The organism is Gluconobacter potus, assembly GCF_015244705.1.
GTDB classification, from domain to species: domain Bacteria; phylum Pseudomonadota; class Alphaproteobacteria; order Acetobacterales; family Acetobacteraceae; genus Gluconobacter; species Gluconobacter potus.
On the sequence record NZ_JABCQF010000008.1, the window covers coordinates 49760 to 71762 of the forward strand.

Consider the following 22003-nt stretch of genomic DNA (forward strand, 5'->3'; position numbering starts at 1 on the left):
CACACCGGTAACGCCGCCATTCTTCAGGGCGTCATCATCAAGGAGGAAGAGTGCCCCCATCACCCAGGCTTGTCGTTGGAAACTGGAAGATGCACGGATTGCGGGAGCAGTCCGGCCGTCTGGCCCGTGCCGTCGCCGAGGGCGCGCAGTCCCTCCCCGATGACGTGCGGCTCGTCCTGTGCCCACCCTTCACCCAGCTCGCCAGCGTGCATGGCATTATCAATGCCGAAGGGCCAGCCACGCCGCTGCGTCTTGGCGCGCAGGACTGTCATACGACGTCTTCGGGGCCCCACACCGGGGACATCTCGGCTGAAATGCTGGCCGACCTTGGCGTCCGCTACGTCATCCTCGGTCATTCCGAACGGCGTCAGGCCCATGGCGAAACCGATGTCCTGATTCGCCAGAAGGTCGAAGCTGCCGAAGCTGCGGGCCTAATTCCCATCGTCTGTATCGGCGAGACGATGCAGGAGCGTCTCGAAGGCCGGACGACCACCGTTCTGGCCACGCAGGTCGAGGGATCGTTGACCGACGGCTTTACCGGTATCCTGGCTTACGAGCCCGTCTGGGCCATCGGAAGCGGCACGATTCCGCCCATCGACGAGCTCGAGAGAACCCTCTCTCTCCTGCACGGACTGTTGCAGTCCCGTCTCAAGACGGATGACATTCGCGTGCCGATCCTGTATGGCGGCTCCGTCACACCGGCTCAGGCGCCGACCATTTTTTCCATCGGGTCGCTTGGCGGGGTGCTGGTTGGCAGTGCCAGTCTGGAAGCAGAGAGCTTCCTGCGCATCGCTGAAGCGGCATCTTTCCGCCTGACGTCCCAACCATTGTCCGGACCCTATCGTTCATGACCACTCTTCTGCTTGCTCTCAACCTGCTGGTCACACTGGCGCTGATCGGGGTGATCCTGATCCAGCGCAGCGAAGGCGGCGGCCTCGGAATTGGCAGCGGCCAGGGCATGGGCTCCTTCATGAGCGGCCGCGGGACGGCAACGCTGCTGACGCGTGCCACGTCCGTTCTCGCCGGCATCTTCATGCTGCTGTGTCTGGTGCTGGCCGTCATGAACCGTGGCGCCTCTTCCGGCGTCGGCTCGCATGACATTCTGGCCGAACCGCCTGCCGCGACCCAGACGACCATGACCCCAACCCCGGCTGCACCCGCCTCTCCGGCTCCCGCACCCGCTCACTGACCGGGCCTGAAAATCCCCGTTCAAACTTTTTAACGGGGATCTTTCTCACAGACGCGTCTCTCCGCTTCCCCTGCCCCATGTCGGCAGTGTATGAAGACCGCCCATGACGCGTTTCGTATTCATCACCGGCGGTGTGGTATCTTCTCTCGGCAAGGGCATCGCTTCAGCGGCCCTCGCTGCTCTCCTCCAGGCGCGCGGATACAAGGTCCGCATGCGCAAACTGGACCCCTATCTCAACGTGGATCCGGGCACCATGAGCCCGTACCAGCACGGTGAGGTGTTCATTACCGATGACGGGGCTGAAACCGACCTCGATCTCGGGCACTATGAACGCTTCACGGGCGTCCATGCGTCACGTGCTGACAACACCACGACGGGACGGATCTATTCGGATGTGATCGCCCGCGAACGCCGCGGCGACTATCTGGGCGGGACCGTTCAGGTCATCCCGCATATCACGGATGCCATCAAGGACGTCGTGGTCACCGGTACCGACGACTATGATTTCGTCCTCGTGGAAATCGGCGGTACGGTCGGCGACATCGAGAGTCTGCCCTTCCTCGAAGCTATCCGTCAGCTCCGCAATGATCTCGGCCATGCCCAGACCATGTGCGTGCACCTGACCCTCCTGCCCTATATCCCGGCAGCCGGCGAACTCAAGACGAAGCCGACGCAGCATTCCGTCAAGGAACTGCAGAATGTCGGTATCCAGCCGCAGATGCTGCTGTGCCGCTCGGACCGTCCCATTCCGGACAACGAGCGTCGCAAGATTGCCAATTTCTGCAATGTCCGTCCGGAAGCCGTTATCGCGGCGCTGGATGTGGACACGATCTATGCCTGCCCCATTTCCTATCACAATGAGGGAATGGATCAGGAAGTCCTGCGCTATTTTGACCTGCCCTATGACAGCAAGCCGGACCTTTCGCGCTGGGAAAAGATCGTCCACGCGATTCGCGAGCCCGAAGGCGAAGTCCGCGTGGCTATCGTTGGCAAGTACACGGCCCTGCTCGACAGCTACAAGTCGCTGGCCGAAGCCCTGCTGCATGGTGGCATCGCCAACCATGTGAAGGTGAAGCTCGACTGGATCGAATCGGAAGAGTTCGAGAAGAACGGCAACATTGCCGAGCGTCTGAAGGATGCGGACGCCATCCTCGTCCCGGGTGGCTTCGGTGAGCGTGGTGCGGAAGGCAAGATCCAGGCTGTCCGCTATGCCCGTGAGCACAATATCCCGTTCCTGGGCATCTGCTTCGGTATGCAGATGGCCGTGATCGAATGTGCCCGTTCACTGGCGGGTCTGCCCAAGGCCTCGTCCACCGAGTTCGGCCCGACGGATGAGCCTCTGGTCGGCCTGATGACCGAATGGGCTCGGGGCAGCGAAATGCTCCGCCGTCGCGAAGGTGGCGATCTGGGTGGTACGATGCGTCTGGGTGCCTACCCGGCCAAGCTGGTTCCTGGCTCCCGCGTGGCGGAAATCTATGGTCGTACGGAAATCCGCGAGCGTCATCGTCACCGCTGGGAGGTCAATGCGCACTACAAGGACCGTCTCGAAAAGACGGGCCTGCGCTTCTCTGGCCTGTCGCCTGATGGCGTGTTGCCGGAAGTGATTGAATATCCGGATCACGCCTGGTTCGTGGCCGTGCAGTACCATCCGGAACTGCTCTCCAAGCCTTTCGACCCGCATCCGCTGTTTGCGGGCTTCATCGCCGCGGCCGTTAAGGAGGCTCACAACAAGTGAGCTTCCTGATCGGAGACCTCACGGTCGGCCAGGATCAGCCCTTCACGCTGATCGCTGGTCCCTGCCAGATCGAATCCCGCGAGCACGCAACGGAAATGGCCGACGCCATTTCCAGCCTGTGCCGTGAGCTGGGAATCGGCCTGATCTACAAAAGCAGCTTCGACAAAGCCAACCGCAGTTCGGTCAACGCCGCCCGGGGCGTGGGTATGGATGCCGGTCTGGATATTCTCGCCAGCATCCGGGAGCGATTCGGCGTTCCCGTCCTGACGGATGTCCATACTGCTGAGCAGTGCGCGCCTGCTGCCCAGGCGGTGGATGTTCTTCAGATCCCGGCCTTTCTGTGCCGCCAGACGGATCTGCTGCTGGCGGCGGGCAAAACCGGTCGCGCCATCAACATCAAGAAGGGCCAGTTCCTCGCACCGTGGGACATGGCGAATGTTGCGGCGAAGATCGCATCCACGGGCAATGAACGCATCATGCTCTGCGACCGCGGTACGAGCTTCGGTTACAACACGCTTGTGAGCGACATGCGTGGACTGCCGATCATGGCGCAGACGGGTTATCCTGTCGTGTTCGACGCCACCCACTCGGTCCAGCAGCCGGGCGGCCTTGGGGCATCAACCGGCGGCCAGCGCGAGTTCGTTGAGCCTCTGGCTCGCGCTGCCCTGTCCATCGGCGTAGCTGCTGTTTTCATTGAAACACATCAGGATCCGGATCACGCACCGAGCGATGGGCCAACCATGGTGCCGCTTAGTGAAATGCGCGGCCTGCTGACGCGTCTGAAAGCCTTCGACGCGCTCGCGAAGTCCTTTCTGGCCTAGGTGCCGGATGGTGCCAGAGCCGCCAGAAACAGGCTCAGCACCGCAATAGCCGTCAGCCCTGTGCGAAGCGGCAGATAGCCTGGGGGAAGAGCGCCTTTCCTCCAGGCTTCCCGTTCCACGAGGAACGTCCCGACAAAGCCGATGATTTCCAGCCCGAAACCGGCGCGGACATGCCCCAGTACACCCACGCATAGCGACAGCCATGCCCACAGCGCAGGGCAGACGCCCAGCACGAGACGCTGACGGTCCCGCTCCGATGTCCCGCCAACCGTGATGATGTCCGGCCGCTCCATGGCCAGTCCCCAGTGCACGGCCCCCAGAAATGACAGGATGCAGGCCCCGTACGCTAGCAGAATGATCTTCAGATGTGGCAGCGGCGCGAACAGTCCGGCCAGAAAGATCCACCCGCCAAGCGTCATGAAGGGGATCAGTCCGGCAATGCCAAGCACGAAAACGGGAAAAGGAAGGCGCATGTCGTCGTTGACCTCACGGCGTGATTTTGAGACTTGAAATACCTGTTCCATTCCGAACGGTCACGAGCCAACCCGGTTCACGCATCTCCAGGAGAGCTTCCATTGAGCGCCATCGTTGATATCACCTCCCGCGAAATCCTGGACAGCCGCGGCAATCCCACCGTCGAGGTCGAGGTCGAACTGTCCTCCGGTGCCCGCGGCCGCGCTGCTGTCCCGTCTGGCGCCTCCACAGGCGCGCATGAAGCCGTGGAGCTGCGCGATGGTGACAAGTCCCGCTACGGCGGCAAGGGCGTCCTGAAGGCCTGCAGCCACGTTGAAAACGACATCCTCGAAGTGCTCCAGGGCGCCGAATCGGAAGATCAGATCGCCATCGACAACGCGATGATCGATCTGGACGGGACCCCTAACAAATCCCGTCTGGGTGCAAATGCCATCCTGGGCGTTTCCCTTGCAGTCGCCAAGGCCACGGCCGAGGAACTGGAACTGCCGCTGTACCGCTATGTCGGTGGCGCCTATGCCCATCTCCTGCCCGTGCCGATGATGAACATCGTCAATGGCGGCGAGCATGCCGACAATCCGATCGACATCCAGGAATTCATGATTCAGCCGGTTGGTGCTCCGACGGTCGCGGATGCCATCCGTATGGGCTCGGAAATCTTTGCACGCCTGAAGAAAGGTCTGTCCGAAGCCGGGTACAACACCAATGTCGGCGATGAGGGCGGCTTCGCACCGAACCTGAAGTCTGCTGACGAAGCTCTTGGATTTATTGCAAAATCCGTTGAGGCTGCGGGCTACAAGCTTGGTGAGGATGTGACCTTCGCGCTCGATTGCGCAGCCACGGAGTTCTATGCGGATGGTCGCTATAACCTGAAGGGTGAAGGCAAGGAATTCGATGCTTCGGGCATGATTTCCTACCTTGAGGATCTGGCCAACCGCTACCCGATCGTCTCCATCGAGGACGGTCTGGCTGAGGATGACTGGGAAGGCTGGGCAGAGCTTACGACCCGTCTGGGCAAGAAGCTTCAGCTTGTTGGCGACGACCTGTTCGTGACCAACCCCGAGCGTCTGCGTCGTGGCATCAAGGCCGGCACGGGTAACGCCCTGCTCGTGAAGGTTAACCAGATCGGCACGCTGACCGAGACGCTCGAAGCTGTCGAAACCGCTCACAAGGCGGGTTATGCCTGCGTCATGAGCCATCGTTCCGGTGAGACGGAAGATTCCGTCATTGCCGATCTCGCAGTCGCCACGAACTGCGGTCAGATCAAGACGGGCTCCCTTTCCCGTTCCGATCGTACGGCGAAGTACAACCAGCTCATCCGTATCGAGCAGCAGCTCGGCAGCGCCGCGCGCTATGCTGGCCGCAGCATTCTCAAGAACTCCTGAGAGTGCACAACGGCCTCATGTCCTTCGGGAATGGGGCCGTTTTTTCAGGTCCGGACATGAAAGATCCCCGCATCATTCATTGTCTGGTCACGATTGACTGATATAAACTGAAGTAGTCCCTCAGAACGGAGTTTTCACGACGTGACACTGATCCGGCTCATCAAGCGTGGTGTCCGCGCCGTTGCTCCCCCCGCTTTCTTTCTGTCCCTGACGGCCTATTTCGGATGGAACGCCCTTCATGGCGCTCATGGTATTCATGCCTATCAGGAACAGATGCAGCTTCAGAAGGATGCCCTTCAGGCCAGGCAGGATGCCGATGACGAACAGAATGTCTGGCGTCGGCGTGTCGTTGCACTCAAGGAAAAGGCGCTGGACGCCGATATGCTGGACGAGCGTGCCCGTGCCACGATGAACCTGACCCGCAGCGGTGATCTGGTTGTCCCCTACGGTCCTCACGACAAGCTGTTCTGAGCAGCGGTCAGGAAATCCGGTTCTGCAGACACAAAAAAAAGCGGCCCGAAGGCCGCTTTTTTCATGAAGACTGTCGAAACAGTCTTACTTGATCTTGGCTTCGCGGAACACGACGTGCTTGCGTGCAACCGGATCGTACTTGCGCACTTCCATCTTTCCCGTAGCGGAACGGGCATTCTTCTTCGTGACGTAGAAGTAGCCGGTTTCGGCGGACGAAACGAGCCGGATCTGAATAACGTTGCTCTTTCCCATGATACCCTCGGGCTTTCGCCATACTGATGCCGCTCGAAGGTGTCGATGCAGCATGTTGATCTTTAGATTGGGCGCACCATGCTGATTTGTGGCCCGCAGGTCAAGGCCTTTGCGCATGATTTCGGGGTTTTCCTGCGCTTTCAGGGACTTTCGGCTGCCAGAAATCTCATCAGACCCCCGTGTAAGATCTTCTCTTTCGCTTGTGAGGCAACAGAGGGGAACCTATAAGGAACAAATGCGGGATGCCTCTCATTCTGCACCTTCTTTTTCGACCTGCCTCCGCCGAGGCGCATGGGAGCGCCTGTATGCTGACCCGCAAGCAGCACCAGCTTTTGCTATATATCGACGACCACCTTCGCCGGACGGGATACTCCCCCTCTTTCGATGAAATGAAGGATGCGCTCGAACTGCGCTCGAAATCAGGGATTCACCGCCTGATTTCGGCTCTTGAAGAACGCGGCTTTCTGCGTCGTCACCATCATCGTGCCCGTGCGCTCGAAGTGCTGCGTCTGCCACACATGGGAACCGAGGCACCGGCCGCTACGGGCACGGGTACCGCGTTCGTCCCGGCTGTTCTCAACCAGGGACAGACGGGTCTTGAGGGTGCGTTCTCAGAAGCCAGCGTCGCCAATGACCGCCAGACTGTCAGCATCCCGCTCTATGGACGTATTGCAGCCGGTCTTCCGATCGAGGCCATGCAGGATGACAGCGACCGGATTGACGTGCCGGTCTCGCTTCTGGGCACCGGCGAGCATTATGCCCTGACGGTTGCGGGTGATTCGATGATCGAGGCGGGCATTCTGGATGGCGATATTGCCATCATCCGTCGACGCGAAACTGCGGAAAACGGACAGATCATCGTGGCCCTGATCGACGAGCAGGAAGTGACGCTCAAGAAGCTGCGTCGTCGTGGATCGATGATTGCGCTGGAAGCGGCCAACAGGGACTACGAAACCCGCATCTTCCCGGCGGAGCGCGTCCACATCCAGGGCCGTCTGGTCGCGCTTTTCCGGCAGTATTGAAAATCGGGGTGACTGCTGACGGCTTCAGGGTCCGTCAAAAACCCTGTTATTGCGGCGCAGCGGGTGTGCCGCGTACGACTTTCACGCTGCCATCCGGCGCAATCAGCGTGCTCGTGCCGTCACCATTCGGAATGACGATGGTCTTGCTTGGATTTTTGTTCAGGAAACGGGTAGCGCTATCGGGGACCGAGGATGGCAGTGTCGGAATGACATGGCTGCGGTCCCGGCTCACGCCCTGATGGGTGTCGGCGCTTTCGCCGACCGACATGCTTTGCCCCTGCATGAGCTGCTGGCCGGAAGCGCCCAGAGCGCCCTTGCTACCAATGCCGCCCATGAAATTCTCGTCGAGAGCTGCGCCACCAAAATAGGTTGCCGGGTCTCCGAGGGCATGACTGAACGTGCTGTCGGGGTTTTCGACGTCCTTGAGGGTCGGAAGAGGCTGTGGGGCACCAGGCCAGATATTGCCGCCTTCAGGAAAAATCGGAGTTTCAGCGTATTTTTCGCCACGGGCACGGTGAATATTCTCACTGTCGCCGTGTGGACCATTGGGGTTATCGAGCGCCGTCCACACCATGGTGTCACGGATATATTTGCCCATGCCTGAACAGCCGCTCAGAGCGAGAGGTAGTGCCAGCAGAGCGGCCTTCCGCATTTCTTACTCCCACAAGGTCAATAAATGACCTTTAGCGGTCCTTGTAACGGAGCGCCAGATGAAGACAGTCAAAGACATCCACAATTCTACCAGAGCCTGACGTCAGAAGCTGATCTTGGATGACTTGCGGGATTGTCCCGCCATGATGCGGGCGAGCCCGGCAGTCAGATAACCCCAGCCGCTGATGACGGTCGGAATGACCGAGAACCAGAGAAGAATTCCGCCGATCAGAGTGGCAGGCAGGAAGGAGAGACCCAGCATTCCTGCTGCCCCGTCTCCACCGATCAGAAACCCGATCGCCACCATCTGGATTCCGGTTTTCCATTTCGCCAGACGGGTGGAGGGCAGCGTTTCCCGCTGCGAGGCCATGTATTCCCGCAGGCCACTGACCAGGATTTCCCGGACCATGATGATAATCCCGGCATAAAGCGAGAAAACCGGAAGGTGCGTCAGCCCGGCCAGAGCCAGCAGAAGCGAGCCCACCAGCAGCTTGTCCGCAATCGGATCCATCATCCGGCCCAGCTCCGAAAGCTGGTGCCAGCGGCGTGCGAGTGCCCCGTCCAGATAGTCCGTGATGCACGCGGCAGTGTAGACCGCGCACGCAATCACGTTTGCAGTCGGCGAATGCACGGAGAGCAGCACGACCAGTACAGGAATGGACGCAATACGCAGCAGTGTCAGGATGTTTGGCAGATCTGTCAGCATCGCAGTCAGTCTAGAACAGTTTCCGTCTCTCCGGTATGCGCCAATATGCCCGTAAAAGATGTATTTTTCGTGTAAATTCCGACGTGTGGCTTAATGGCTGCGATTATCGGCCGATGTCTTCTGGACCCATTCCGGATGAAAATGCCCGTAGATGGCGGTTGCCGTACTCGAGCTGATCCCCGGCGCGTTTTCAAGTTCCTCAAGGCTCGCCTGCCTGACGGATTTTGCCGAGCCAAAATGATTGAGCAGGGCCTTTTTCCGCGCCGCACCGATTCCCGGGACATGATCCAGCTCCGAACTGCGAAGTCCCTTGGAGCGTCCTGCCCGATGCGTCGTGATGGCGAATCTGTGCGCCTCGTCTCGCAGCCGTTGCAGGTAATACAGGACCGGATCCCGCGGTGGGAGCTGGAACGGCGGCTTCGTTTCCGTGAAGAACCACTCCCGCCCTGCATCACGATCCGGTCCCTTGGCGATGGCGACGATCGGGATACCTGTCACGCCCAGATCAGCCAGAACGGCCCGTACCGCGTTGAACTGTCCGAGGCCGCCATCAATCAGCAGCAGATCCGGCCAGTCTTCCGGGCGCTCTCCATTTTCAGGGCGATGTCCAAACCGCCGCTCCATGACTTCCCGCATCATGCCGAAATCATCGCCTGGCGTGACAGGTCCCTTGATGGCGTATTTGCGATAGGCGCGCTTGTTGAACCCTTCGGGGCCGCCCACGACCATCACGCCATAAGGCGCCTGCCCCATGATGTGCGAGTTGTCATAGGTCTCGATCCGCTGGGGGATCTCCGGCAGGCCAAACACTTCCGCCACACCTTCGAGCAGTTTGCGCTGCCCGGTATTCTCCGCCAGCTTCCGCTCCAGCGCCTCACGCGCATTCAGCGCGGCATGCTCGACAACGTCTTTCTTCTCACCCCGTTGAGGTCTCAGGATCTCGACCTTCTGTCCCCGGCGGATGCTGAGTGCTTCCTCGACGAGTTTCAGTTCCGGCAGTTCGCAGTTCACGAGAATGGAAGGCGGCGGCGGCTTGTTGTCATAGAACTGGATCATGAACGCCGACAGCACGTCTGCGGCGGTCTCTTCTTCCGCGTGGGCCGGGTAGAACGCCCGGTTGCCATTATTCCGGCTGCCGCGAATGAAGAAGACCTGGATGCAACTCTGACCGGCTTCCTGCCAGATGGTCATGATATCCGCATCGTTGATCGAGGTCGGGTTGATCGTGCTCGAACCCTGAATACTGGCAAAACCCCGGATCCTGTCCCGGATCGACGCGGCCCGCTCGTAGTTCATTTCCTGCGACGCCTGCTCCATCTCGGCCGCCAGACGCTGCTGCAGTTCCGTGCTGTGCCCGGAGAGGAACTGCCGCGCCTCGCTGACCAGTTCGGCGTAATCAGGCTTGGAGATCCGGTCCACACAGGGGGCCGAGCAGCGCTTGATCTGGTATAGCAGGCAGGGGCGCGTCCTGCTGTTGAGGACTGCATCCGAGCAGGACCGCAGCAGAAAGCTGCGTTGCACCAGATTCAGCGTCTGATTGACCGCCCAGGCATTCGCGAACGGTCCCCAGTAGGTCGCACCCTTGACCGGTTTGCCGCGCTGCTTGGTGATCTGGGGAAACTCATGGCTCTCGGTCAGCATCAGCCACGGATAGCTCTTGTCGTCGCGCAGCAGGATGTTGAAGCGGGGCTTCATCCGCTTGATGTAGTTGGCTTCCAGAAGCAGTGCGTCCGCTTCCGTCCGCGTAATGACGATTTCCATCGACACCGTCATCGACACCATACGCCGCAGCCGCTCCGGCAACTGGTTGATGCGGGTATAGGACGACACACGCTTCTTCAGGCTCAACGCCTTGCCGACATAAAGGACCTCCCCCTTCGCGCTCAGCATGCGATACACGCCGGGGCTGTAGGGGATGGTCTTCAGCGCCTCGCGGATGGCCTCTACGCCCTGCTTTTTTTCCGCAGGAACAAGGGGTTCACCCTGATCGGCAGGACGGTCGGAACTGTGCGGAGGAAGGTCGGTCATTCAGCTTCTTCAGTCATCCACTGAACCTGTGGAAAAGTCTGTGGGCTGCTCCGTGACAGAATCATGAAAGCCCCGGTTTGCCAGACCTGTCATCAGATTGCCCAATTTTTAATCATGTTTTGCAAGTCATTGAAAACACTTGCATCTTGCTTTCCGATCTTTCCCGTCAGCTTCGATCTGCGGGACGGAAAGGACTGGGAAGCTCTCGAAGAACACCTCTCCCGATCATGGTGGACGAACTGGCTCCCTTTTCGCCGCCCATGATCATGTTCTGTTCTATCGGGCGGTCCCGAAAGCGTGTGAAGACCCCGCTCTCAGACCTTCTCTGCAGCCCGCTCGGCCGTCTCCAGAAGGCGCAGCATGTTACCACCCCAGATGGCAGAAATATCAGCGTCGCTGAATCCTGCCGCCTGGAGCGCGCGGGTCACGTTCGCGGTCTCGGTTGCATCCTTCCAGCCCGGAATACCGCCACCGCCATCGAAATCGGACGAGATGCCCACATGCTCTACCCCGATCCGATCCGCGATGTACGAGACATGCCGCACCAGATCCTCGACCGTACCGCCACCGCCTTTCTTCAGGAACGATCCCATGGCTGTAACCTGGATCAGGCCGCCCGTCTCTTTCAGGCGGTCAAGCTGCTCGTCATCCAGATTGCGCGGATGATCGCACAGGGCGCGGGCACAGGAATGGCTGGCGAAAACCGGCGTGCTCGAGACTTCGGTGGCCTGCATCATGGTCGACTTCGCCGCATGCGACACATCGACCAGAACACCCGAGCGGTTCATCTGCGCGATCGTCTCACGTCCCAGATCCGACAGTCCGCCATGAAGCGTCTCGTTATCGGCAAGATCCTTGCGCGGAATGGCCGCATCCGCGAGCGCATTATGCCCGTTATGGGTCAGGGTCATGTAGCGCACGCCATACCGGCGGGCGAGTTCCGCAATACGTTCCGGACGGCCTCCCAGACCATGCCCGTTCTCGATCGCCGGAATGACGGCGAGGTCGCCTGCCTTGTAGGCGGCCCGCACATCCGCAGCTGTGTGGCACACACGTGCGCCCTGATCGCCCTGCCGTCCTTCAAGTCCGGCAATCACGTCCAGCATGCCCTGAACCCGCTCCCAGCCTTCAGCATGTCCTGCTTCGTCACGGGGCCCCTGTGGAATATACGCGGCCAGGCACACGGCCCGCAGGCCGCCCTTGCGAGTCTTGGGGATATTCACCTGCCGGGGCGTTTCTTCCGCCCAGGCATCCTGCCGGTCCGGCCAGGGAATATCGATATGGGAATCAAGCGTCAGGAGCGTGTCGTGCAGATTAGTCATGGTCCGTTCTAGATCGGACGGGAACGCCTTGTGTGCAAGAGGGTGCTTGTCAAAACGCCCGATCCGGTCGATCCAGTTTGCATGCGTCTCATCACCTGGAACATCAATTCCCTTCGACTCAGACTGCCTCTGCTGAAGCAGATCGTCGAACAGGAAAACCCGGACATCGTCTGTCTACAGGAAACGAAAGTCCCGGATACCCTCTTCCCCGCTCAGGCCCTGGCTGAAATTGGGCTGCCCCATCAGGTCTATAAAGGCATGAAGGGCTATAACGGTGTGGCGATCCTGTCGCGACACGAACTACAGAGCGTAGACGGTACACCAGACTGGTGTACCCGCTCCGACTGCCGGCATGTCGCTGCCAGCATTGCAACACCGGCCGGCCCGATCCTGCTGCACGATTTCTACGTGCCAGCTGGCGGGGACATCCCGGATCCTGAAGAAAATGAGAAATTCGCCCACAAGCTGGCCTTTGTGGACGAGGCAACCAACTGGTTTACCAGCACACCGCCCGCCCGCAGCATTCTGGTCGGCGATCTCAACATTGCGCCGTTGGAACACGATGTCTGGAGCCACAAACAGCTCCTGAAGATCGTCAGTCATACGCCACCCGAAATCGAACGTCTCAAGGCGTGGATGGCAACGGGATTTCAGGATGTCATGCGGACGATCACGCCGGAGCCCGAAAAGCTCTACACATGGTGGTCATACCGCAACAGGGACTGGAAGAAGTCCAACCGTGGACGGCGGCTGGATCATGTCTGGATGACGCCCGATCTGATGCCGGGCCTGCGTAATGTCCGGGTTCTTCAGGACGTGCGGGACTGGGCCAGCCCCTCCGATCACGTCCCGGTCGTGCTGGATTTCGATCCGGCCTAACCACCCGTCACCCGCCCTGTCAGCCTTCAGGCTGACAGGCTGTCGGACCCGATGACACCGCGTCCTTCCGGATCAAGACGATAACCGCCCCCTTCCGTAATCAGCAGCGACGTGCGAGCCGGATCGGGTTCTATCTTCTGGCGTAGACGGTAAATATGCGTCTCAAGCGTGTGGGTGGTGACGGCGGCATTGTAGCCCCACACCTCGTTCAGGAGAACCTGACGGGCCACCGGACGCTGACCTGCGCGGTAAAGATATTTCAGGATCGCCGCTTCCTTTTCCGTCAGGCGGATCCGACGGTTGCGGGCGGTTTCGACCAGCAGCTTGGCGGACGGACGGAACGCATACGGACCGATCTCGAAGACGGCGTCCTCACTGTTCTCGAAAATCCGCAGCTGGGCGCGCAGACGGGCGAGAAGCTCACCGATCCGGAAAGGCTTGGCAACGTAATCGTTGGCACCCGCATCCAGACCGCGCACAACGTCGTGCTCGTCATCGGAGCCGGTCAGGATGATGATCGGCATGCGAACGCCTTCACGTCGCAGTTCGGCGCAGAAATCGCGCCCGTCACCATCGGGGAGAGTGATATCCAGCAGCATGGCGTCATAACGGGCGCCAGGCTTGGCGAGAAGTTCGCGCGCCGCGGCAACGGACGTCGCCTCAACGGCTTCCAGTTCGCCACCGTGCTGAAGCTGCTCCGCCAGAAGACGACGCAGCGTATCATCATCGTCAACAACCAGAATGGGGCGTGGACCTGCCATAATAACCTGTCTCGTTCTATCGCGACGGAAGAAAAGTCACATCCGCAGAGATCGGCGTTCGTAACTCGCGCATCCGGACTTACCATTCCCGCTACGGGGGAAGAAAGCAGCATGCTCTCGGGGCAGACTATGGCAAGTACAGCCGCAAAAGGAAACAGCATTATGGCTAAAGCTATTTTGAAAACCGCTGGAGACCGCGCTTTTCTTCACTTCCAGGGCAAAATCATTCCGGCTTTGACCGGTCGGCGCGGTCTGTCTCTTGACAAGGTCGAGGGCGATCTGTGCACTCCCGTGGGGGAACTGCCGATCCGGCGTGTCCTCTACCGCGCAGACCGGACGACGCGCCCGGTCTGCGGTGCAGAATTGCCTGTCGAACCCATCGCTCCCAATGACGGCTGGTGCGACGATCCGGCCCATCCCGATTACAACCGCGCCGTCTCCCTTCCCCACCCGGCCTCCTGCGAGACTCTCTGGCGGGAGGACCATGTTTACGATCTCTGTATTGTGATGGGCTGGAACGATGCACCAGCCGAGTCGGGACGGGGCTCGGCCATTTTCCTGCACCTTCCGCCCGCCAGCGGTTACACGGAAGGCTGCATCGCCGTAGAGGAAAAAGATCTCCGCGCGCTCCTGCGGGACGGCCTCTCCCACATCACCGTGGAAAAACCGTCCTGAGCTGCTCCTATTCTGCTGCGGGCGGGACCATCGAGACCATGTAATCCCCCGGCTGGGGCACGGCTTTGTCATTGTCTTCGGCCGAACGGATCAGGATGTTTCCGTCACGCCGCACGACAAGAATGTCGAGCCTGTTCTCATCCGTCCCGAAAGTCGGCGCGCTTTCTTCCGTGGCTTCCACTGCCACGAAGCGCCACCCCTGTTCGAACAGCGTATCGAACAGGGTGTAATTCCAGGCGGGTTCACCCAGAACCTTGCCCCGCGCATCGCGTGAGAGGCCGTGATAGAAATCCAGCCGCGCCACGCCAGGGCTGATCTGATAGACGCGCTGCCGCCCCATGGTCGGGGCCAGATGTCCACACACCATCCCGTTATAGATGCCGTCACCCGTCGTCGCGATCAGATAGTCCGCAGGGCGTTCCTCAAAGGATTCCTGTCCGTGCTGGGACAGGAGTTCCGCCCGCAGGACGGGAATATCCTGCCGTGTCGCCGGCATAAGCGCACTGGAGCGGTTGTCCACCAGAAGCACGGGCACGCCGGCTCTGCGCAGGCAGGATGCAAAATTGATGGACCACGGGCTTGCCCCTAGAATCGCAATCGCCGGATCGTTGGACAGCGTAAGTTTCAGCATCCGGGCGATCGGCCCGAGCGAAAATCCATGCAGGATCATCGTGACCGCAATCACGGCGAACACCGCCGGCATGATGAGATCGGCGGACTGATAGCCCGCTTCCTTGAGGCTGATCCCCGCCTCACCGGCCACAGCCGCCGCCACGATACCGCGTGGCGCGATCCAGCCGACAAACAGCTTTTCCTTCCAGGGCATGCTCGTCCCCAGCGTGGACAGGAAAATGCCCAGTGGCCTCACGACGAACAGGACCACGACCGTCAGCGCAAAAATCGGAATGGAAAGTCGGGCCAGAACATCGCGGTGCAGATCGGCCGTCAGCATGATGAACAGTACGGACACGACCAGAACCACGAGTGATTCCTTCATGCGTCGCAGTTCCGTGACACCAGGGATCTGAAGATTCGCCAGAGCCATGCCGAAGATCGTGACCGCCATCAGCCCCGCGCCGCCCATCTCCAGATTGCACAGCGAAAAGATCACCAGCGCCATTGAGATTAGCATCGGGGTCTTGAGGATTTCCGGCATCAGATCGCGCGTGAAGAGATAGCGGATCAGATAGGCCGGCAGGATGCCCGCTGACAGCGAAACCGCAATCGCCCCCAGCAGATCCGGCAGCGTATGCGTGAAGAACACATCTGCATGAACGTCCACATGCAGCATCATGAGTTGAAGGACGACGGCTGCCAGAATCGCGCCCAGAGGATCGTTGACGATGGCTTCCCAGCGCAGGAACGCCGCCACGCGCGGCTGAAGCTTGGCACTGCGCAGCAGCGGCAGAACCACCGTCGGCCCCGTCACAACGACGATCGCCCCGAACAGCATGGATGTGCCCCATTCCAGGTGCGCCACATAATGTGCCGCCAGGGAACCCAGAACCCAGTTGATCGGCAATGCAAGCATCGTCAGGCGTGCAACGCCTTCCCCCGCCTCGCGCAACTGGCGGAAATCCAGCGCCATGCCGCCTTCGAACACCACGAGCGCCACGAGCAGCGACACGAGAGGCCGGAACATCCACCCCATCGTCTCCGATGGATGAAGAATACCAAGCCCGGGCCCGAAGATCAGACCAAGCGAAAACAGAAGGACAATAGCCGGAAGCCGGAATCGCCAGGCGACCCACTGGGCCAGCATCCCCGCTCCGAAAGTCGAGGCAATGCCGATAAGAATGTCATATTGCATGGATGTTCGGGACGGGCTCCGCGTTATGGATACGAAGCGGTATCATATCCCGGATCAGCCAATGCACCTAAAATATGGAATAATGTTCCGTTATGACGCTCCCGCCATCCCAGCCCGACACGGACCTCCTGATCCGTCCCGCCCAGTCGCTGGACCGTGAAGGAATCTGGCGTCTTCTGTCTCCCGTCCTGCGCAAGGCTGAAACCTACGCGCTGCCCCGTCACTGGGGACGGCGGCAGGCACTGGCGTACTGGATGGATGTGGAGCATCGCGTCTATGTCGCGCAGACCCGTGACCATGAGATCGTCGGGACATTCTATCTTCAGGCCAATCAGAAAGGCGGTGGCGCGCATATCGCCAATGCCGGTTTCGTTGCCCGGTCCGGCTTTGGCGCGGGCCGCCTCATGGCCGAACATGCTCTGGCGGAAGCCACGAAACTCGGCTTCCGCGCCATGCAGTTCAATTTCGTCGTCAGCACAAACCTGCGGGCCATAGCCCTGTGGAAATCATTGGGCTTCCGGGTGATCGGCACGCTCCCCGGAGCATTCGACCACCCGTCCCAAGGCTATGTGGACGCTCTGGTTATGTGGAAGGACCTTCTGCCACAGGCGTCGTAACAGCGGCTTCAGTCGTTTCGGTCGTCTCTTCAGGCTTCACATCCGTCACGACCCGTTCCAGCACACAGGCAAAGAACCCATCGGTTCCGTCCCGCAGTGGCGTCAGAGAAAACTGTGCCTTGTTTCGCAGCTCGGCAGGCAGAAGTTCAGACATTTGCTCCTTTGGCAGGCGCACGAAATCCGTGCGACGCTTGAGGAAGGCATCGATCTGCTGCCCGTTCTCGCACGCCAGAAGCGAACAGGTCGCATAGATCATGCGCCCACCCGGCTTCACCAAAGATGCTGCACGATCAAGGATCTGCGCCTGTTTGATGACAAGTTCCTGAATGTCTTCCGGGGTCAGGCGCAGCCGTGCATCCGGGTTCCGGCGCCAGGTTCCTGTTCCCGAGCACGGCGCATCGACCAGCACCCGGTCGAAGCTGCCTGCCCGACGCTTGGCCCATTTGTCCCCCGACACCAGAAGATGCCGCTCGACGTTATGAACGCCTGCCCGACGCAGCCGCTTCACTGCTCCGTCCAGACGTTTCTCATGCACGTCACAGGCCACGATATGCCCGCGGTTCTCCATGGTCATCGCCAGTGCCAGCGTCTTGCCGCCCGCACCCGCGCAGTAATCCAGAACCCGGTGCTCGCCGCGCGCATCTGCGGCCGCAACCACAAGCTGACTGCCCTCGTCCTGGATTTCGACCAGCCCATCCTTAAACGCCTGCGTCGCCGTGACCGGCTGGCGCCCGTCAAGCCGCAGCCCCCAGGGCGAGAGCTTCGTCGGTTCTGCCTGAAGCGATTCGCGGCGAAGCTCGCGGATGGCCGCCTCACGGCTTCCCTTCAGCAGATTGACGCGCAGATCGAGCGTCGGCGTTCCGAGCATGGCTTCCATCTCGTCCGGAAGCCGGTTGCCGAACGTCTCGCGCAGGGCACTGTCCAGCCAGTCCGGATATTCAAGCCGTACGGCGATAGGCTGCTTCTGGGTGGAAAGTTCTTTTCCTTCCAGACCTTTAAGCGCCATATCTTCACGTGACGTCAGAGGCTTCTGCGCATAACGCTCGCCACTGAACAGCTTGCGGACGTTCTCCATCGTTTCTCCACCAAGGAGAAGCGATGCCGAGCACAGCAGGCGTGGGGAAATGTCGCCGGAAATATCCTTAAGATGCCATTGCAGCCGTCTCCAGCCCCGCAGGACATCCCAGACGATTGTGGAAATGGCTCGCCGGTCACCGCCACCGATATAACGGCGCTCGCGGAAAAAGGCGTTGGCTGTGGCGTCGGCTGGACGGCGGGGCGCGTTCTGGATCGCACAGAGCAGATCGATGGCGCCTGAAAGACGGGCTGCGGGGGTCATAGCGCCCCCGTAGCCCGTTTGGCCTCTCAATGCGAGAGGCTTTGATGCGGGGACGTTCAGTCCCGGCGGTAGTTCGGAGCTTCCCGGGTGATCGTCACGTCATGAACGTGGCTTTCGCGCAGGCCTGCATTCGTGATGCGACGGAACATGGTCCGGACCTGAAGATCAGCCACCGTGGCCGATCCCGTGTAGCCCATGCCCGCTTTCAGGCCGCCGACGAGCTGATGAATGACCGGAGCCATGCCGCCCTTGTAAGGAACCTGGCCCTCGATACCTTCCGGGACCAGCTTGAGCGTGTCGCGGACTTCCGCCTGGAAATAACGGTCCGCAGAACCGCGCGCCATGGCCCCGAGCGAGCCCATGCCGCGATAGGCCTTGTAGGAGCGGCCCTGATACAGGAACGTCTCGCCCGGGCTCTCATCCGTGCCGGCCAGCAGCGAGCCGACCATTACAACGTCAGCACCCGCGCCAATTGCCTTAACGATATCGCCCGATGTCCGGACGCCACCATCCGCAATGGCCGGAATGTCCAGCTCATGACAGGCTGCGGCCGTTTCCATGACGGCGGAGAACTGCGGCACGCCCACACCCGCCACGACGCGCGTTGTGCAGATGGAGCCCGGCCCGATGCCGATCTTCACGCAGTCGGCGCCGGCCGCAATCAGGGCACGCGCAGCCTGCGGCGTTGCGACGTTGCCTGCGATGACCTGCAGGTCCCCGTGACGGCTCTTGAGCGTTTCAACCGCGGTCAGAACACCGCGGGAGTGTCCGTGGGCCGTATCCACGACAATGACGTCCACCCCGGCCTCTGTAAGGGCGGCAGCGCGACGGAAGCCGTCTTCTCCGACGCCTACGGCCGCAGCGCAGCGCAGACGGCCCTGGGAGTCCTTGATGGCCAGCGGATGCGCGATGGCCTTGTCCATGTCCTTGACGGTGATCAGCCCGATGCAGCGTTTTGCCTCGTCCACCACCAGGAGCTTTTCGATCCGGTGGCGATGCAGGAGCGTGCGCGCCTCATCCGGCGCTGCGCCGTTAAGGACCGTCACGAGGTTTTCATGGGTCATCAGGTCGCGAACACGCGTGTTCGGATCGGTCGTGAAGCGCATGTCACGGTTGGTCAGGATGCCGACGAGAACGCCGCTGCCATCTTCAATGACAGGAAGGCCGGAGACGCCATGCCGCGCCATGATGGCCTGAACCTCAGCCAGCGTCTGGTCCGGGCCAACTGTGACAGGATTGACGACCATGCCTGATTCGAAGCGCTTGACGCGACGGACCTGCTCGGCCTGCTCCTCGATGGACAGGTTCTTGTGAATGACGCCCATGCCGCCCTGCTGCGCCATCGCGATGGCCATGCCGTCTTCGGTCACGGTGTCCATGGCGGACGACATCAGCGGGATGTTCAGTTCGATGGAGCGCGTCAGGCGGGTCCGTGTGGAGGTCTGTGCCGGCAGGACCGACGATTCAGCCGGCTCGACGAGAACGTCGTCAAAAGCCAGAGCATCGCGGATGCGCTCATTAAGATTGGTTGTGCCGGAAGATGATGTCATGCCCGCTTGCCCCCGTTACGTCATGCGTCGTGACGACGCGATGTGTGTGAACCGGAGACCAAGAGGCCGTCCGGCCGTTGGCGGGTCCTCATAGAGCACTTTACCCCCTGAGGGGAAGTCTCTTTTTTGCGGTATTTTCTGAGGATTTCTTGGCTGGGAGACCTGGATTCGAACCAGGGCTGACCGGGTCAGAGCCGGTAGTTCTACCGCTAAACTATCTCCCAAGCGGTGAGGGGGTGTTTATCAATCGCTCCGGGACGGCGCAAGGGGGCGATAGACATTTTTTTCAGAAAAACTGATATTTTTCTTGCGACTAGGGTCCCGCGCACCCCATGCTGCTTTTCCAAGGTCCCAGATCACGGGCAAGCGGGAGCCGAAACACATGATGAGGTATGGAACGGATCACAACCTGTCAGGCCCCGCGCCTGTGCATGCGTCTGCCAGACGCACGGGTCCGTTCTTTGGTGCCATCGACCTCGGTACCAACAACTGCCGCCTCATGATTGCAGCAGGCACCCCCAACGGTTTTCGTGTGGTGGACAGCTTCAACCGCTCAGTCCGTCTGGGTGAAGGGCTGCGCGCCAGTGGCCGTCTTGCCGAAGAGTCCATGAAGCGTGCGCTCGATGCCCTCCGCATTTGTGCGGAACGCATGAAGCAGTGGCCGCTCGTTCATGTCCGCGCCGTCGCGACCGAAGCGTGCCGTCAGGCTGCCAACGGTCGCGAGTTCCTGGCGCGCGTACAGCATGAGACAGGTCTGACCATCGATATCATCACGGCCCGTGAAGAAGCGGAGCTGGCGCTTGAAAGCTGCTCTCCCCTCTTCCGGCAGCCGGAGCACAAGCCCGTCCAGGCGGATCGTGGGGTCCTTTTCGATATCGGGGGTGGCTCTACCGAGGTCGCCTGGGTCCGGATCGATCCGGAGCGTCAGACCCAGACCCTGATCGGCACGACAAGCGTCCCCGTTGGCGTGATTACCCTTCAGGAAATGTTCGGTGAAGGACATGGCTCCTCTTATGAGACGATGGTCAGTCACGTTCAGGACTATCTGAAGGACTTCGAGACCGTGCATCGTATCCGGCGTGAGGTAACGCTCGGCAAAACACGGCTGATCGGTACCTCCGGAACCGTGACGACGCTCGCCGGGGTGGCGCTCTCCCTGCCCCGCTACAACCGCGCGGCGATTGATGGGCTGACATTGCCTGGCCCAAGCATGGTGGATGCCATCGGCAGCCTGCGCCGTCTGGATCGTGACGAACTGGCGGAGCATCCCTGCGTGGGGGCGGAGCGCATGAAATTCGTTCTGCCGGGCTGTGCAATCTTCGAAGCGATCCACCGCCTGTGGCCGGTTGAGGACGTAACGATTGCGGACCGGGGGTTGCGCGACGGGATGTTGCTGCGTATGGCCCGCGATCACGGTCAGCGTTCCGGCAAGGGGCGCAGCACGACCAGTCGCCATGCCACGCCCCGGTCACGGGGCCCATTCGGGACATACGCCACGATATGAAGCCGCCAAGATCCCGCTCCGGTTCCAGCAAGGACACGGGACCGAAGCGTATTCCGGGCAAGGCCCTGAAAAGCGCCTCCAACCCCGGTGAAAACGACGCAACACTTGATTCCGCAACTGCCCGCACGGCCCGCAACAAGACCGTATCGCTCCGTACGGCCCGTGGGCGCACCACGGCCCAGCAGCGCTGGCTGAATCGTCAGTTGAACGATCCCTATGTCGCAGCCGCCCGCAAGCAGGGCTGGCGTTCGCGTGCTGCCTTCAAGCTGATTGAAATCGACGACCGATTTAAACTGATCGGGGAAGGTACGCGGATCATCGATCTGGGCGCTGCTCCCGGTGGCTGGACCCAGGTCGCGGTCAAGCGTGGCGCGAAGCATGTTGTGGGGCTGGATCTGCTTCCGGTCGATCCTGTTGCCGGTGCGGAAATCATCGAAGGGGACTTCACGGACCCCGAGATGCCGGATCGCCTGAAGGATATGCTGGGTGGCCCTGCCGATCTCGTCATGTCCGATATGGCGCCGAACACGACGGGTCATGCCGCAACCGACCACATGCGGATCATGGGTCTCGCGGAAGGTGCGCTTGATTTTGCCTTTCAGGTCTTAGCTGAAGGAGGAAGCTTCATCGCCAAGGTGTTCCAGGGCGGCTCGGAAAAGGACATGCTGGCACTGATGAAAACGGCGTTTTCCAGCGTCAAGCACGTCAAACCCCCGGCATCGCGCAAGGAATCCAGCGAGCTTTATGTCATTGCAACGGGTTTTCGCCCGGAGCGTCTGCCTGAAAGCAGCAAGGGTGCCTGAGGGCAGCAGATA

Annotated in this window: 22 protein-coding genes and 1 tRNA gene; 12 read left to right on the forward strand and 11 right to left on the reverse strand. The window is 60.7% G+C overall.

All coding sequences use genetic code 11. The annotated features are described in order from the left end of the window. The first annotated feature begins 50 nt into the window (after positions 1–50). From tpiA to kdsA, 4 genes are all read left to right on the forward strand, one after another. Positions 51–851 (forward strand): triose-phosphate isomerase, encoded by an 801-nt coding sequence (tpiA, locus tag HKD31_RS11700; RefSeq protein ID WP_081107392.1) that lies wholly within the window; start codon positions 51–53, stop codon positions 849–851. Beyond that, entirely contained in the window at positions 848–1189 is a 342-nt protein-coding gene (secG, locus tag HKD31_RS11705) for a preprotein translocase subunit SecG (protein WP_194265208.1), read from the forward strand. The genes tpiA and secG overlap by 4 nt, the downstream gene beginning before the upstream one ends. A 103-nt stretch (positions 1190–1292) precedes the next feature. Then, on the forward strand, positions 1293–2924 hold the full coding sequence (locus HKD31_RS11710) for a CTP synthase (RefSeq protein WP_194265207.1): 1632 nt from the start codon (positions 1293–1295) through the stop codon (positions 2922–2924). After that, positions 2921–3745: a 3-deoxy-8-phosphooctulonate synthase gene (kdsA, locus tag HKD31_RS11715; RefSeq protein ID WP_194265206.1), complete on the forward strand. Its 825-nt coding sequence runs from the start codon at positions 2921–2923 to the stop codon at positions 3743–3745. The genes HKD31_RS11710 and kdsA overlap by 4 nt, the downstream gene beginning before the upstream one ends. Here kdsA and HKD31_RS11720 read toward each other — a convergent pair. Then, the gene (locus tag HKD31_RS11720) at positions 3742–4218 is read right to left on the reverse strand and encodes a DUF3429 domain-containing protein (RefSeq protein WP_228120599.1); all 477 of its coding nucleotides are present in this window, start codon (positions 4216–4218) and stop codon (positions 3742–3744) included. The genes kdsA and HKD31_RS11720 overlap by 4 nt on opposite strands. A gap of 102 nt (positions 4219–4320) precedes the next feature. Here HKD31_RS11720 and eno point away from each other — a divergent pair, with 102 nt between their 5' ends. Next, a complete protein-coding gene (gene eno / locus HKD31_RS11725) occupies positions 4321–5601 on the forward strand; it encodes a phosphopyruvate hydratase (protein WP_011253782.1) in 1281 nt (426 codons plus the stop codon). Positions 5602–5742: 141 nt separating this feature from the next. Next, positions 5743–6072, forward strand: a complete 330-nt coding sequence (locus HKD31_RS11730) for an FtsB family cell division protein (RefSeq protein ID WP_041112437.1) — start codon at positions 5743–5745, stop codon at positions 6070–6072. Between the two features lie 84 nt (positions 6073–6156). Here HKD31_RS11730 and rpmG read toward each other — a convergent pair whose 3' ends face one another. Next, a complete protein-coding gene (gene rpmG / locus HKD31_RS11735; RefSeq protein WP_011253780.1) occupies positions 6157–6324 on the reverse strand; it encodes a 50S ribosomal protein L33 in 168 nt (55 codons plus the stop codon). A 305-nt stretch (positions 6325–6629) separates the two neighbouring features. Here rpmG and lexA point away from each other — a divergent pair, with 305 nt between their 5' ends. After that, the gene (gene lexA / locus HKD31_RS11740) at positions 6630–7346 is read left to right on the forward strand and encodes a transcriptional repressor LexA (protein ID WP_024716897.1); all 717 of its coding nucleotides are present in this window, start codon (positions 6630–6632) and stop codon (positions 7344–7346) included. 46 nt (positions 7347–7392) lie between these two features. Here lexA and HKD31_RS11745 read toward each other — a convergent pair whose 3' ends face one another. The 4 genes from HKD31_RS11745 to HKD31_RS11760 all read right to left on the reverse strand — a co-directional run bounded on the left by HKD31_RS11745 (position 7393) and on the right by HKD31_RS11760 (position 12053). Continuing rightward, a complete protein-coding gene (locus tag HKD31_RS11745; RefSeq protein WP_041112436.1) occupies positions 7393–7998 on the reverse strand; it encodes a hypothetical protein in 606 nt (201 codons plus the stop codon). A gap of 102 nt (positions 7999–8100) precedes the next feature. Continuing rightward, on the reverse strand, positions 8101–8703 hold the full coding sequence (pgsA, locus tag HKD31_RS11750) for a CDP-diacylglycerol--glycerol-3-phosphate 3-phosphatidyltransferase (protein ID WP_062458956.1): 603 nt from the start codon (positions 8701–8703) through the stop codon (positions 8101–8103). A gap of 90 nt (positions 8704–8793) precedes the next feature. Next, the gene (gene uvrC, locus HKD31_RS11755) at positions 8794–10731 is read right to left on the reverse strand and encodes an excinuclease ABC subunit UvrC (protein WP_194265204.1); all 1938 of its coding nucleotides are present in this window, start codon (positions 10729–10731) and stop codon (positions 8794–8796) included. A 314-nt stretch (positions 10732–11045) separates the two neighbouring features. Further along, positions 11046–12053, reverse strand: coding sequence for a dipeptidase (locus HKD31_RS11760; protein ID WP_194265203.1), 1008 nt, complete (start codon positions 12051–12053; stop codon positions 11046–11048). 81 nt (positions 12054–12134) lie between these two features. Here HKD31_RS11760 and HKD31_RS11765 point away from each other — a divergent pair, with 81 nt between their 5' ends. Further along, complete coding sequence (locus HKD31_RS11765) at positions 12135–12932, forward strand: exodeoxyribonuclease III (RefSeq protein ID WP_194265202.1); 798 nt, start codon at positions 12135–12137, stop codon at positions 12930–12932. A 26-nt stretch (positions 12933–12958) separates the two neighbouring features. Here HKD31_RS11765 and HKD31_RS11770 read toward each other — a convergent pair whose 3' ends face one another. Beyond that, positions 12959–13693, reverse strand: coding sequence for a response regulator transcription factor (locus tag HKD31_RS11770; protein WP_041112431.1), 735 nt, complete (start codon positions 13691–13693; stop codon positions 12959–12961). A gap of 162 nt (positions 13694–13855) precedes the next feature. On the opposite strand from HKD31_RS11770, the gene HKD31_RS11775 reads away from it, so the two are divergent. After that, complete coding sequence (locus tag HKD31_RS11775) at positions 13856–14368, forward strand: L,D-transpeptidase family protein (RefSeq protein WP_194265201.1); 513 nt, start codon at positions 13856–13858, stop codon at positions 14366–14368. A gap of 7 nt (positions 14369–14375) precedes the next feature. Here HKD31_RS11775 and HKD31_RS11780 read toward each other — a convergent pair whose 3' ends face one another. Continuing rightward, the gene (locus tag HKD31_RS11780) at positions 14376–16178 is read right to left on the reverse strand and encodes a cation:proton antiporter (protein WP_041112429.1); all 1803 of its coding nucleotides are present in this window, start codon (positions 16176–16178) and stop codon (positions 14376–14378) included. Positions 16179–16270: 92 nt separating this feature from the next. Between HKD31_RS11780 and HKD31_RS11785 the strand changes: the two genes are divergently transcribed. After that, on the forward strand, positions 16271–16795 hold the full coding sequence (locus HKD31_RS11785) for a GNAT family N-acetyltransferase (protein WP_194265200.1): 525 nt from the start codon (positions 16271–16273) through the stop codon (positions 16793–16795). Here HKD31_RS11785 and HKD31_RS11790 read toward each other — a convergent pair. The 3 genes from HKD31_RS11790 to HKD31_RS11800 form a co-directional block, all read right to left on the reverse strand. Continuing rightward, on the reverse strand, positions 16761–18134 hold the full coding sequence (locus tag HKD31_RS11790) for an RsmB/NOP family class I SAM-dependent RNA methyltransferase (RefSeq protein WP_194265199.1): 1374 nt from the start codon (positions 18132–18134) through the stop codon (positions 16761–16763). The two genes, HKD31_RS11785 and HKD31_RS11790, sit on opposite strands and share 35 nt — an antisense overlap. Before the next feature lie 56 nt (positions 18135–18190). Continuing rightward, positions 18191–19684: an IMP dehydrogenase gene (gene guaB / locus HKD31_RS11795; protein ID WP_194265198.1), complete on the reverse strand. Its 1494-nt coding sequence runs from the start codon at positions 19682–19684 to the stop codon at positions 18191–18193. A 150-nt stretch (positions 19685–19834) separates the two neighbouring features. After that, positions 19835–19908 (reverse strand) — tRNA-Gln (locus tag HKD31_RS11800). Positions 19909–20066: 158 nt separating this feature from the next. Here HKD31_RS11800 and HKD31_RS11805 point away from each other — a divergent pair. Both HKD31_RS11805 and HKD31_RS11810 read left to right on the forward strand, forming a co-directional pair. Further along, positions 20067–21188, forward strand: a complete 1122-nt coding sequence (locus HKD31_RS11805) for a Ppx/GppA phosphatase family protein (protein WP_172493525.1) — start codon at positions 20067–20069, stop codon at positions 21186–21188. After that, complete coding sequence (locus HKD31_RS11810) at positions 21185–21991, forward strand: RlmE family RNA methyltransferase (protein ID WP_194265197.1); 807 nt, start codon at positions 21185–21187, stop codon at positions 21989–21991. Before HKD31_RS11805 ends, HKD31_RS11810 begins: the two co-directional genes overlap by 4 nt. Positions 21992–22003: the final 12 nt, after the last annotated feature.

Coding starts and splice junctions, on each gene's coding strand:
- HKD31_RS11790 (WP_194265199.1), bottom strand. CDS start 18,134: ATGACCCCCGCAGCCCGTCTTTCAGGCGCCATCGATCTGCTCTGTGCG.
- HKD31_RS11770 (WP_041112431.1), bottom strand. CDS start 13,693: ATGGCAGGTCCACGCCCCATTCTGGTTGTTGACGATGATGATACGCTG.
- HKD31_RS11775 (WP_194265201.1), top strand. CDS start 13,856: ATGGCTAAAGCTATTTTGAAAACCGCTGGAGACCGCGCTTTTCTTCAC.
- HKD31_RS11760 (WP_194265203.1), bottom strand. CDS start 12,053: ATGACTAATCTGCACGACACGCTCCTGACGCTTGATTCCCATATCGAT.
- HKD31_RS11745 (WP_041112436.1), bottom strand. CDS start 7,998: ATGCGGAAGGCCGCTCTGCTGGCACTACCTCTCGCTCTGAGCGGCTGT.
- HKD31_RS11805 (WP_172493525.1), top strand. CDS start 20,067: ATGATGAGGTATGGAACGGATCACAACCTGTCAGGCCCCGCGCCTGTG.
- uvrC (WP_194265204.1), bottom strand. CDS start 10,731: ATGACCGACCTTCCTCCGCACAGTTCCGACCGTCCTGCCGATCAGGGT.
- secG (WP_194265208.1), top strand. CDS start 848: ATGACCACTCTTCTGCTTGCTCTCAACCTGCTGGTCACACTGGCGCTG.
- HKD31_RS11720 (WP_228120599.1), bottom strand. CDS start 4,218: ATGCGCCTTCCTTTTCCCGTTTTCGTGCTTGGCATTGCCGGACTGATC.
- pgsA (WP_062458956.1), bottom strand. CDS start 8,703: ATGCTGACAGATCTGCCAAACATCCTGACACTGCTGCGTATTGCGTCC.
- HKD31_RS11765 (WP_194265202.1), top strand. CDS start 12,135: ATGCGTCTCATCACCTGGAACATCAATTCCCTTCGACTCAGACTGCCT.
- HKD31_RS11785 (WP_194265200.1), top strand. CDS start 16,271: ATGACGCTCCCGCCATCCCAGCCCGACACGGACCTCCTGATCCGTCCC.
- lexA (WP_024716897.1), top strand. CDS start 6,630: ATGCTGACCCGCAAGCAGCACCAGCTTTTGCTATATATCGACGACCAC.
- guaB (WP_194265198.1), bottom strand. CDS start 19,684: ATGACATCATCTTCCGGCACAACCAATCTTAATGAGCGCATCCGCGAT.
- HKD31_RS11710 (WP_194265207.1), top strand. CDS start 1,293: ATGACGCGTTTCGTATTCATCACCGGCGGTGTGGTATCTTCTCTCGGC.
- HKD31_RS11810 (WP_194265197.1), top strand. CDS start 21,185: ATGAAGCCGCCAAGATCCCGCTCCGGTTCCAGCAAGGACACGGGACCG.
- HKD31_RS11780 (WP_041112429.1), bottom strand. CDS start 16,178: ATGCAATATGACATTCTTATCGGCATTGCCTCGACTTTCGGAGCGGGG.
- rpmG (WP_011253780.1), bottom strand. CDS start 6,324: ATGGGAAAGAGCAACGTTATTCAGATCCGGCTCGTTTCGTCCGCCGAA.